The following is a 10,966-nucleotide window of genomic DNA, read 5'->3' as shown; positions in this document are numbered from 1 at the left end:
TCCGCGAATGACATTTTGGCCGATCAGCTCCCGGACGCCATCAGGAAGCGGCAATGCTGACTTCGTAGAGAACCAGGTCCCCGAATGATCGAGAAACCCGCGCTTGACACTTACGCAAACAGAGAGCCGGTGTTGGTAAGATGGGTCGGTGCAGCGCGAAAGCGGACGTTGCCTCAGAGTAGGCTTGTGATGATTGACCGCTGAGAGTGGCCTATCGGTCATCCGACAGAAAGACTCAGATGACCGAGACGAGCCCAAAGCAGACTCAAGGACTACGCTGACTGCCCCCAATTGAGCCATGCTTCATCCTCCGGCGACAATAGCGAAGCGAGACGGTCGGAATAGCGATCAATGTCCGTTTCGCTCAGTTTGCCCTCCCACTTGTTTGATGTTCCGGACGCAAAGAAATTCGCCTGATCGTTGAACGGAGAGCTTTCGTGAAAACGCATTTCACTGATTTCCACAGCTTTTCGCATGCTGGCGAAGGTGTTTGCCTCAGCGATGTCATCGAGGATCTGCGAAGAAAGGTGGATGTCCAAAATGCCGGCGATACGTTCGATTTGCCCCCGCAGGTCTCGGCTGAGATCGGCGTAGTGGAAGAAATGCACGTTTCCCCCTGCTTGGCGCGCTTTGGACTGTAAGAAATGATGGGCGATAGACGCTACAGTAAGATAATCACTGCCAGCATCGGTCAGCTCTCCCTCGATGAATTGGTCGAAACCCGCGCCAATGTCGTCAGGGAACATTTCCCTTAAGTTTCCCGGGTCTTTCATATTTGCGACATGGCTGCGAAATGAAAAATGAACGTCCACCGGGTGGCGATAGACGACGATATAGGTGGGTTCTGCCCCGTAGGAGATCCCGTCCATGGGGGTGTGGCTTTTGATGCACCGTCGGCGTGTTTGTCTGGAAAGGGATGCGGCAATCGCCTTTCTGTCGCGGAATCCGGCATCTAGCCATGGAGCGTCCTCCCGGTTGCCTGCTTCAGGGACGACACGACCATATATCAACATCATCACGATGTTCAGCATCCAAGTCGTGCCACACTTGGGTGGGGTCACGACAAAGACGTCGTCCGGGCGAACTTCGAACTCATCCCAGATGTCAGTATTGGTCACTGGACCGATGTAATCCAGAATTCGCTCTGTCTTGACGGCCACCATCGTTCACTCCCTTGATCTGAAAAAGAGCTTAGCGGGGCTGGTATCAAAGCAACAGGTATTAAATCCAGCGTCTGGGTCGGCCAATTCAAAACGCGGTTCGTTGAATACTTCCGGCTAAGTCCGCATCTCGGTCGTGGCCCGCTTTCTTACGAACGCCTCCTTCTTTCGAAACCTGTCATCAAACCGTCAAAGCAGACGTTGCCTCGGATGCAAACAGCGCTGAGTGACAGCTATCCGGCTTCAAGCGGTGGTCTGACCATTTTGCTCAGGTGTCTCACGAGAGCCCGTTGCGTTCGTGCTATCCAGCACTCCTTGTTTCGCATAATTTCAATTGCTATGCGGTGCCGTTGGTTCCAGAGTGCTTGGTGTGTGTTGCTGATACTTTGAGACGACAGATCATCACAAGGATATTGATCTATGGCACTGGACATTATTGGCGCGGGCTTTGGCCGGACCGGGACGGATTCGCTCCGGGAAGCTCTAAACATTCTTGGTTTTGGACCCTGTCACCATATGCACGAGATCCGAGACAACCCGGAGAAAGCCCAGCCGTGGCACGACTATTTTTGCGGCGGGGCACCGCTCGATCTAGACCTTCTTTTTGAGGGCTATCGTTCGCAAGTGGATTGGCCAGGCGCCCATCTTTGGCGCGAGTCCGCTGAGCGATACCCGGAGGCGAAGGTCATTCTTTCTATCCGTGACCCCGAGGCTTGGTGGGCATCCTACTCCAAGACAATCAAGGTCTTTCGTGAGACCGAGATGCCGCCTGAAGCACCGCACATGCGTCAGATACAGGAATTTGTGGATGTTTTTCTCGGCGACCGCTTCGCCACTAAGGACCGTGCGATTGCAGACTTCGAGGAGCATACTGCTGCTGTAAAGTCAGCCATACCAACAGACCGACTCCTGACTTACGAGCTTGGATCAGGCTGGGAGCCGCTTTGCGCATTCCTTGAAGTGCCTGTGCCGGAAAAGCCTTACCCTCACACAAACGCAACGAAGGCGTTCCAGGAGCGGAATATCGAATTAAGGGAGTAGTCGCGGCAAACACCCTTCCTTTGAATTTTCATGGGTATGCAATCACTGCGAGGCGGAGGTTACGATGCGGAACGTTGTTTTTGAGGCGGGTCAAACCATTTTTTCCGAGGGAGACCCTAGCAACCTAACCTACAAGGTGATTGCGGGATCCGTCGATATCATAATCATTGACCGCAACGGCGACGAAAGGCGGCTTGCGTCGGTCGGTCCTGATGAAGTCTTTGGAGAGATGGGCATTATTGATCCGGCACCTCGTTCAGCAACTGCTATTGCGCGAGAACAAACTGCTTGCATCTCCTACACGGCAGACGAAGTGATTGAGCTTATGTCGAGCAATCCGTCGGAGGCGATAGGTCTGATCAAATCTTTGATATTACGCTTGCGGAACTCGAACAGGAAACTGGCCGCCAAGACACCTCTCAGCTCTCCCAGAAATCCAGACTCTATGTAGACATAGGTCGAGAAACCAAGTTCCGGTTCGTCCGGAGGGTGTGTGAAAACTCGAAATTCGCGCCCTTTTGGTGCCGCTCATTTTCCCGAAGCGAGGTGTTTGTGGCTCAGCTCAACGAGAGAGGCTGCAAATCTTGCTGTTTTTGTCGTTTTGCCGCCGCGCAAATAGTTTTCACACAGCCTCTCCGCATGTGAGACATCGGATACTGCCGCAGCGAATGGCCGGACTTGGGAAGAGTGGTCGCTGCATCCAAAAAGCGGACGTCGACGCTGCGCGGGCTATGCATAAGTGGCCGCTGTCGGCGGCTTTGAGGTCATCCAACAAAAAGACTCGGATGACCGAGTCGAACCCAATCTACGGGATGCTGCGATATGTACTAACGTCATAGGGTTTTTCCTGTGTTCTGTTTTAGGGCAGCGTCCGAAAGCATTTGAATACCAAGTGGTTTTTCAGGTTGGCTGAGCACTTCGACATTGCCATCAACAGGGAACGATTGGCCAGAAAGGCACTGTCAGAAGAACTTGTGTTGAGCCGGGCAGGGCGGTTGCGTAGCGTTTGGGAATGACCAAGCCAGCCTCTTTCAAATACTTCAAAACCAGCCCCGAGATCATCCGCCTGGCGGTAATGCTGTATATTCGTTTTTCGCTTTCGCTTCGGAACGTCGAAGATCTGTTGCACAAACGCGGGATCGACGTCAGCCACCAAACTGTCCGCTATTGGTGGAACCGTTTTGGTCCGATGTTCGCGTCAGAGATCCGAAGAAGGCGTGTTCAGCAATTGCGAGCATACTCGACATGGAAGTGGCATTTGGATGAGGTCTTTGTGAAGGTGAATGGCCGGCGACACTACCTCTGGCGCGCGGTCGATCATGAAGGCGAAGTTCTGGAAGCTGTTGTCACAAAACGCAGAAACAAAGCTGCCGCGTTGAAATTCTTAAAGAAAGCAATGCGTAAGCATGGTCGGCCCAAGGTGATCGTCACGGACCTGCTGCGCTCGTACGGCGCTGCGCTGAAAGAGACCGGCGCCGCAGACAGGCAGAAAACGGGCCGCTGGCTGAACAACAGGGCGGAAAATTCGCACTTGCCTTTTCGACGAAGAGAACGGGCCATGCTTCGTTTCAGGCGCATGCGAAGTTTGCAGAAATTCGCCGCCGTTCACGCTTCCGTCTACAATCACTTCAATCAGGAACGCAGCCTCTCCAGTCGACCCAATTTCAAGCTGAACCGCGCCGCCGCTCTTGCCGAGTAGCGTGGTCTTTGCACGGCATAAGGGGCAGCGTCACTGTCCATTTGGAGACTGGTTCGAATTCGTCTGGCAGCACCCAAAATATGCAAAATGCTGCAGCCTGACGCTGTATCGAGTCAAATGATTTATTTAAAAGTCAGCAGGTTGGACAAACAACAACTGCCCCTCGTGGGCAGTTTGGAACCGATTAAACACAGCTATCCGATTGGGGTTGCGCGCGGCGGTGGTGGGCGTTGTAGTACTTCCTCAGCCAGGGCGAGTGCTTCAAATAAGACCATGCTGCGCGGCTCAAAATCGAAGATCCGGCGTTTCTTGGCGGGCAGATAGCCGGCAAGTTCTGGGTGGCTTGTGGCAAGGGCTTCGGCCTCTTCATACTTGGATGGATACCTGCGCAGGCGCGGCACCGCGACATCAAGCACTGCATTGTGGCTGGCCAGCTCCGCAACCGATTGAATCAAGCGCCTGGTGTTGGCCCCCTTGCGGGAGCCTTTGCCACAGTCTTCGGTGACCACCACATCCGGGCGCAGATCATTGATCAGACCCTGAGCAAAGCCCACCAGATCACTGCCAGTCTTGGCGGCTTTGACGGTGATGCCCCAGTCCTGCAAAGTACCGTCTGACAGATAGACATAGCCCGCTTTCCCGGAGGCCACCGCAATCGCAAGGATGCTAAGTGTTTCCATAAGCGTTGGTCTGCGTCAGACGACGCTTAAGGCGCTTGAGGGACGCAGATCTGTTGTATGTCTGCGCCGTCCGCTTGCGCATTGCAGGAAGCCGCTCCAGACGTTTTAAAATGCGGGACTGGCAGTCTTCCATCAGCTCCGCAAAGAAGCTTTCGAAGGATCTGCCGTAGATCAGCGACAGCTCAATAATCTGCTCAAGCGTCGGGCGTTCACGGCCGTGCTCAAGATCAGACACCAAGGATTGGTGCGAGCACAACAGACTGGCAATATCCTTCTGTGTATATCCCGCTTTCCGACGCGCCAGGCGCAGATCGAGGGCAAATTGGGTACTCATAGACGGTTTGGTTATTGGATAAACGTCTTGAGCTTCAGTCTAGAATGGAGGGCGATGATCCCAAAGCAGACAGGATATCGAAGGGCGCGATGCGGTGACTGGGAATGCTGCAAACAGACGTACATATCGCAGTGAGCCTTGCGTCTGTGGACCAGACCGTTTGACACGGTCTGGCATCAACGCACGTCTCAAGCGGTGTTGTTCATCCCTTGCAGTGTTCAGAGCGGCAGCGCAGCAGAGGCGACTGATGCTTTACAGCCCGAGATAGTCGGCAACTCTATGCCAAAGCTGTACCTTCCGTATACGCGTGGCGGGCATAACTCTTTCACCTAAGGCACAATGCGCCACAGAAAACGCCGCCTCGCAAGGAGGCGGCGTATGCAGGTGCCGCTCAAAACAACTTCAATTGGGCAGCCTCTGTCAGGTGCTTGCGCCACGCGGGGGTCTGCGCTGCAGCGTCGAGCCAGCCGATAACGCAGGCTGTGATGTCAGCTTGCACCGAGACCGCAGGGCTTGGCACGAAGTATGACCGATATCCCGTCTGTGTGACCGGTAAGGGGTCATCGCAGCGCAGATCAATATGCCAGTGACCAGTATCAAGCCAGTTTGCCTGATGGCGGATCTCGATGGTGAGACCCTCCCAGACCAGCGTGAAGGTCTCATATCCCGCGCCCTCAGTACTCACTGGCGAGCATGATGGTCAGGACGCGGTGCGTGAGCGCCGCGTTGGCTGGGTTTTCCGAGCCTTGGCTGCAGGTCGGATCATAACAATCGATCTTGAAGAACACCTTTTGCCCGCAGACCTCAAGAGCCCCAAAATCATGCTCGCCCCAGGGATCATTGTCTTCACTGAAGGCATCAAAGTTTCTGACGGCCGTGGCGACCTCTTGGATAAAGGCCTCTCCATTGGCGCGCACAGCTTGCGTGATCAAGATTGTGCCGTTGCCCTGTCCCTTTGTGCGGAACACGTCGTTCAACTCGCGCACACGCTGGTTCGGGGGCTCTTCAGCCCGCGCCCAGACCAAGGTTGTTGGGCTGTCGCAGGGGTGACAGCGCGCGGTATCAAAGACCGCTTCGATCTCCCACAACCCACTGGCGGGGTTAAAGCAAGCCCATGCATCTTTGACGACCCGTTCTGAGCCGCAGGTCTGGCAGCGCGGGACACTGCCAAGGGCCTCAGCCGATATTGTAGGGGTACCCATGTCTTTCTCCTTTTCAACGGGTACGACCGAGCACCATGCTTCGGCGCACCCGAAAAAAGGCGAACGGGGTAAAGAACGGATCTACCCCCATGGTCTCATGCCTTGAGGGTGGACCGAAGCAGGCAGCCTATCGGCACAGGCGATAGGCAAGCAGCTATCAGGCCAACAAGATCCGCGAGAGGATGAGGCCATGTTCAGACACACACGAAGCATTCTGGGACTGGCCTACCGCCGATATGGCCCGCCGACCCGCTTTGGCATCGCCGGTGCCGACCGGCTACAGCATCTCTATATCATCGGCCAAACCGGCACGGGTAAGTCGACACTGCTGTCCAATCTTGCGGTACAGGACGCCAAGGCGCGCACTGGCTTCTGTCTTATCGATCCCCATGGGGATTTGGCCGAACAGGTGCACAAGGCCCTCGACGTCCCGCATCTCTACTGGGATGTCAGTGATCCGGCCTGTCCCTTGGGATATAACCCGCTGGCAAAGGTCGCCCCGCTCTACCGGCCCTTGGTGGCCTCAGGGTTGATTGAAACGCTCAAAAAGCAATGGCCAGACGCCTGGGGCGCGCGCATGGAGCATTTGTTGCGGTTCGCGCTGCTGGCCCTGCTGGAACAGCCCCGTGCCGATCTCAGAGATGTGATCAGGCTCTTCACCTACAAGGGCTTCCGGCGGCAAGTGATCGACCGGCTGACCGATCCGCAGGTGCAATTCTTCTGGAAGACAGAGTTCCCGGCGCTGAACTACCAAGGCAGTGCGGATGGCGTGGCCCCTGTGGCAAACAAGCTGGGGGCGTTTTTGGCGCAGCCTGCCGTCCGGACGGCATTATGTGACCCCGCGGAGCCGCTGCGGTTCCGACATATCATGGATACCGGACAGGTTTTGATCGTTAACCTGGCCAAGGGGCGGCTGGGGGCGGACATCACAAACATTGTCGGGGGCATGATCACCTCGACGCTCATGCACGCCGCAACGACCAGGCATGGCCTGCCGGAGATCGCCCGACGGCCATTCTTCCTCTATGTGGATGAGTTTCCAAATCTCACCACCAAGACCTTCGCTAGCATGCTCTCTGAAGCGCGCAAGTACCGGCTTGGTTTGATCTTGGCGCACCAGCACCTGTCGCAGATCGACAGTGAGGTCTCTGATGCGATCTTCGGCAACGTTGGTAACCTGGTGGCGTTCCGGGTGGGGCCAAAGGACGCCCCCTTTCTGGCGCGGATGGTGCCGCCCTTCGCAGCCCGGGATTTGCAAAACCAGCCGAACCACCGCGTTGTTGTGCAGATGATGCACCGCGGTACGCGGTTGGCTCCGTTTTCCGCGTCGATGTATCCACCGTATCAGCGGGCGGGATGAGGTGACTGCTAGAGGCGTGCTGACTATCTACTATAATATCCCGATGACAAAACCTGAACCATTCAACCACAAAGCCATGCCGGACAAGGCCCTTGAGGACTACCTGCGCCTTTGTCAGGAGGTTTTCCGCAAAATGCAAAGCGAGGGCACTTGGCCGTGGCCCGACTCGCAAAATCCTGACGATTTGATAGAGTCTAACGATCCCTGATCTATGACCACTAAATCCTGCTTTGCATATACCCGCGTCTCTACCCTCAAGCAGGGTGATGGCGTGTCGCTGGAGGCTCAGCGTGACGCCATCGCCGCCTTTGCGCAGCGCAGCGGCCTGACCGTGACTTCCTGGTTTGAAGAGAAAGAAACCGCCGCCAAACGCGGGCGACCGGTCTTTGACGCGGTCGTGCGCTCATTGCAGGCGGGGCAGGCAGACGGGCTGATCGTGCATAAGATTGACCGGTCCGCCCGCAACTTCTCTGACTGGGCACGCATTGGCGAGTTGGTCGACAGCGGCGTTGATGTTCACTTCGCCCATGAAAGCCTTGATCTCAGATCGCGGGGCGGACGGTTGACCGCTGACATCCAGGCGGTGATTGCAGCGGACTACGTGCGCAATCTGCGTGAAGAATGTATCAAGGGCATGGACGGTCGTCTCAAGCAGGGCCTGTTTCCCTGGGCTGCCCCCATTGGCTATCTGGATCAGGGCGGGGGAAAGGCCAAGATCCCGGATCCGGTCCGCGCCCCTTTGGTACGCCAGGCGTTTGAGCTCTATGCGACCGGCCGGTATTCTTTCCGGCAGTTGCTGTTAGAGCTGGAGGCGCGCGGCCTCACCACGCGCAATGGCAGGCCGATCACCAAGGGCTGCTTGGAAAACATGCTCAACAACCCGTTCTACATCGGCCTCATTGTCTTGAAGCGGACGGGGCGGACCTATGAGGGGAGACATGAGCCCCTGATCTCGGAGGCCTTGTTCCGACAGGTGCAGACCCTCAAATCAGACAGACAGATCAAAAAGACCACCCTCCACAACCATAGCTATCGCCAGCTGATCACCTGCGGCACCTGCGGACGGTCCCTGATCGGGGAGCGGCAAAAGGCGCATATCTATTACCGCTGCCACACTAAGGGCTGTGGCAAGACCAGCATTCGGCAAGATCGGTTCGAACAAGCCGCAAGCGCTGAGCTGTCACGCTGGCAGTTGAGCGCGCGCGACAAGGCGCGGTTCCAGCTGAAGATGCAGAGCTGGCTGACCAAACGCAGCTTTGCGACGGACAAACAAGCTCTTGAGCTGCAGCTTGCCAATGTGGCGGCGCGCGCAGATCAATTGACCGATGCGCTTCTGGATCAGCTCATCGACAAACCCACCTATGTTGAGCGCAAGCAGCGGCTGGATACAGAGCGGAAAAACCTGGAAAAAGCTCTCCACGACTTTGGCAAAATCCACACCGACGGACAGATCGCAGCAAAATACCTCGAACTTACAAAAAGCCTTATTCTCACCTACGGATTGGCCAATCCAGCACAAAAGGCCCGGCTGCTGAAAATCGCCATGTCGAACTGCTCCATCATTGGGAAGAAGCTTTGTTTTGAGCCCCAGAACTGGCTCCGCGAGGTTGATATGACCCTGCAGACCCTATGTGGTGCACCAGTCCGGGACAGAACTCGAACTGAGCGTAGAATTCTTGAAGTTGAGGAGCAATTGGCAGAATTCTCCGGTTCGCATGCTGTAGATCAAGTCCGTACAATAAACCGAACTGACAAAGGACAGTTCTGCTAACTGCTACCAAATCTCAACGTTCACCATTCCACTCAGCATGAAACTGCTCCAAGTATGAAAGCATGAACTGATGGCGATCTGCCGCCATTTTTCGGCCAGCATCGGTATTCATTCGGTCTTTGAGTAAAAGTAACTTCTCATCGAAGTGATTTAGGGTGGGGGAGTCACTAGTTTTATATTCCTCTTTTGTCATATCGAGTTTAGGGGGAATCGCTGGATCGTATAGAGCGCGACCTTTGTGTCCGCCGTAGTTGAATGTGCGAGCCACACCGATGGCACCCATTCCGTCGAGCCGGTCAGCGTCTTGCACAACTGCTAACTCTGGAGACATCCATTGTTGGCCCTCAAGGCTGCCTTTGAATGAAATGTAGCGCACTATGTTGACTACGTGATCAATGGTCACCTCGTCGACCTCTTGGCTTTCGAGCCAGATTTGCGCCGTCTGTGGACCAACTTCTTCATCGCCATCATGAAACTTAGAATCTGCAATGTCGTGAAGGAGTGCTCCCAACTCGACTACGGTCATATCGACACCGTTTTCCGCCTCGCCGATGTGCTTGGCTAGTTTCCATACTCGCTCAATATGAAACCAGTCGTGACCTCCCTCAGCTTCAGCAAGCGTTTTTTTAACAAAATTTGTTGTGCACTCGATGATGTTCATATTGGAATATTAGCACAGTAGCTGCGCGGTCTGAGAACATGATCTGCAGTGTTTGCTGATTCATTTCCGTAGTCACCATATGATCAGTGGTGATATCGTGACTTCTAGCGTTACTGCGTTTTGTATTGTGCACCAGTCCGGGACAGAACTCGAACCCTTAAAGAGATTAAAGAAATAATGGAAGCAATGGATCTCTGAATTCTTTGATACGGTTACGGGTAACCGTGCCTTTGGCACCGCCTGCCTGAGCTTGGCACCCTGATTTAAGGCACGTGTTTAACCACCTCATTAATGAAGTGTCTTATGCGGCAACCTGAATACCAGCCGCCCTAATTCGCCCAGAGGACCATCAGCGGGATCATCATATGCCCCGGTCTGTGTAATATCGTTGAATATTCGGTTTGACATTACCGTGTCCAAAGCAGGTCCAATCGCAAGCGGATCATGAAGCAGCGCGGCTGCTTCTTTGATCTGCGCGTGAAGCCCTGCAGCGCCCAGAGGACCATCTTCGACAACGTTTGCGATGGTCTGGCGTACCAGCATTGCATAATGCACCGCGCTGAAGCTGTAGGCGAGTGTGTCCAGGTTCGTCTGGGGATTATTCATCACCACTTTCACCTGAGAGACAATCTGGCTCCGTCCTTCGTTTGCCTGCTGAATTGCATCCCGGCCAAGATCACGGCGCGAGGCCGCATCATCGACCTCATGCTGGTACGCGGCCAAACTCGCCAAAGCTGATTTTGACGTTCCAAGTGACGCCGCAATTTCACTGCTAAGGTTGAGATTGCCCAACTCCGCGGAATCGGTCGGCTGTTCCGCCGTTTTCTGCGTCAGCGAAAAAGGGAATAAATGCCAAGAACAGACGCAAAACCACCGATAAGTGAAATGACAGACATGAAAACCTCCTAAGTTTACCTTTGAAGCAAAACACTAGGCAGCCGACTCATAAAACTCGATCCACAGCCTGACCGATGCTAGTTTGATCATCGATAGGAAATTGCGTGACGTCTTCTCATATCGGGTTGCGATACGGCGGAACGAGGCTTTCAGCCTGCCAA

Annotated in this window: 13 protein-coding genes; 5 read left to right on the top strand and 8 right to left on the bottom strand. The window is 54.9% G+C overall.

The window, feature by feature from the left end:
* Positions 1–272 precede the first annotated feature (272 nt).
* Positions 273–1,163 (bottom strand): sulfotransferase domain-containing protein, encoded by an 891-nt coding sequence (locus GV827_RS22445; RefSeq protein ID WP_164356436.1) that lies wholly within the window; start codon positions 1,161–1,163, stop codon positions 273–275.
* Positions 1,164–1,580: 417 nt separating this feature from the next.
* Between GV827_RS22445 and GV827_RS22440 the strand changes: the two genes are divergently transcribed.
* Together GV827_RS22440 and GV827_RS22435 are read left to right on the top strand one after the other, a co-directional pair.
* Positions 1,581–2,201 (top strand): sulfotransferase family protein, encoded by a 621-nt coding sequence (locus tag GV827_RS22440; protein WP_164356434.1) that lies wholly within the window; start codon positions 1,581–1,583, stop codon positions 2,199–2,201.
* Positions 2,202–2,265: 64 nt separating this feature from the next.
* Positions 2,266–2,652: a cyclic nucleotide-binding domain-containing protein gene (locus tag GV827_RS22435; RefSeq protein ID WP_164356432.1), complete on the top strand. Its 387-nt coding sequence runs from the start codon at positions 2,266–2,268 to the stop codon at positions 2,650–2,652.
* A 408-nt stretch (positions 2,653–3,060) separates the two neighbouring features.
* On the opposite strand, the gene GV827_RS24065 is transcribed toward GV827_RS22435, so the two are convergent.
* A complete protein-coding gene (locus tag GV827_RS24065) occupies positions 3,061–3,354 on the bottom strand; it encodes a hypothetical protein (RefSeq protein ID WP_328823205.1) in 294 nt (97 codons plus the stop codon).
* Here GV827_RS24065 and GV827_RS22430 point away from each other — a divergent pair.
* On the top strand, positions 3,277–3,900 hold the full coding sequence (locus GV827_RS22430) for an IS6 family transposase (RefSeq protein WP_408056276.1): 624 nt from the start codon (positions 3,277–3,279) through the stop codon (positions 3,898–3,900). The genes GV827_RS24065 and GV827_RS22430 overlap by 78 nt on opposite strands.
* 194 nt (positions 3,901–4,094) lie before the next feature.
* Here GV827_RS22430 and GV827_RS22425 read toward each other — a convergent pair whose 3' ends face one another.
* From GV827_RS22425 to GV827_RS22410, 4 genes are all read right to left on the bottom strand, one after another.
* Positions 4,095–4,580, bottom strand: coding sequence for a hypothetical protein (locus GV827_RS22425; protein WP_164356428.1), 486 nt, complete (start codon positions 4,578–4,580; stop codon positions 4,095–4,097).
* Positions 4,567–4,914 carry a helix-turn-helix transcriptional regulator gene (locus GV827_RS22420; RefSeq protein ID WP_164356426.1) on the bottom strand — a complete coding sequence of 116 codons (348 nt, stop codon included), beginning with the start codon at positions 4,912–4,914 and terminating at the stop codon, positions 4,567–4,569. Before GV827_RS22420 ends, GV827_RS22425 begins: the two co-directional genes overlap by 14 nt.
* 391 nt (positions 4,915–5,305) lie before the next feature.
* On the bottom strand, positions 5,306–5,599 hold the full coding sequence (locus tag GV827_RS22415) for a hypothetical protein (protein WP_164356424.1): 294 nt from the start codon (positions 5,597–5,599) through the stop codon (positions 5,306–5,308).
* A complete protein-coding gene (locus GV827_RS22410) occupies positions 5,589–6,116 on the bottom strand; it encodes a DUF3768 domain-containing protein (RefSeq protein ID WP_164356422.1) in 528 nt (175 codons plus the stop codon). Before GV827_RS22410 ends, GV827_RS22415 begins: the two co-directional genes overlap by 11 nt.
* Positions 6,117–6,306: 190 nt before the next feature.
* On the opposite strand from GV827_RS22410, the gene GV827_RS22405 reads away from it, so the two are divergent.
* Both GV827_RS22405 and GV827_RS22400 read left to right on the top strand, forming a co-directional pair.
* Positions 6,307–7,476 carry a type IV secretory system conjugative DNA transfer family protein gene (locus GV827_RS22405; RefSeq protein ID WP_164356420.1) on the top strand — a complete coding sequence of 390 codons (1,170 nt, stop codon included), beginning with the start codon at positions 6,307–6,309 and terminating at the stop codon, positions 7,474–7,476.
* Positions 7,477–7,687: 211 nt separating this feature from the next.
* Complete coding sequence (locus tag GV827_RS22400; protein ID WP_164356418.1) at positions 7,688–9,247, top strand: recombinase family protein; 1,560 nt, start codon at positions 7,688–7,690, stop codon at positions 9,245–9,247.
* 13 nt (positions 9,248–9,260) lie between these two features.
* Here the strand turns inward: GV827_RS22400 and GV827_RS22395 are convergent, their stop codons facing one another.
* Entirely contained in the window at positions 9,261–9,908 is a 648-nt protein-coding gene (locus GV827_RS22395; RefSeq protein WP_164356416.1) for an HD domain-containing protein, read from the bottom strand.
* A 288-nt stretch (positions 9,909–10,196) separates the two neighbouring features.
* Positions 10,197–10,631: a hypothetical protein gene (locus GV827_RS22390; RefSeq protein ID WP_164356414.1), complete on the bottom strand. Its 435-nt coding sequence runs from the start codon at positions 10,629–10,631 to the stop codon at positions 10,197–10,199.
* Positions 10,632–10,966: the final 335 nt, after the last annotated feature.

The organism is Sulfitobacter sediminilitoris (assembly GCF_010667575.1).
Classification (GTDB): domain Bacteria; phylum Pseudomonadota; class Alphaproteobacteria; order Rhodobacterales; family Rhodobacteraceae; genus Sulfitobacter; species Sulfitobacter sediminilitoris.
This window is presented reverse-complemented; position numbering and strand designations above follow the sequence as displayed.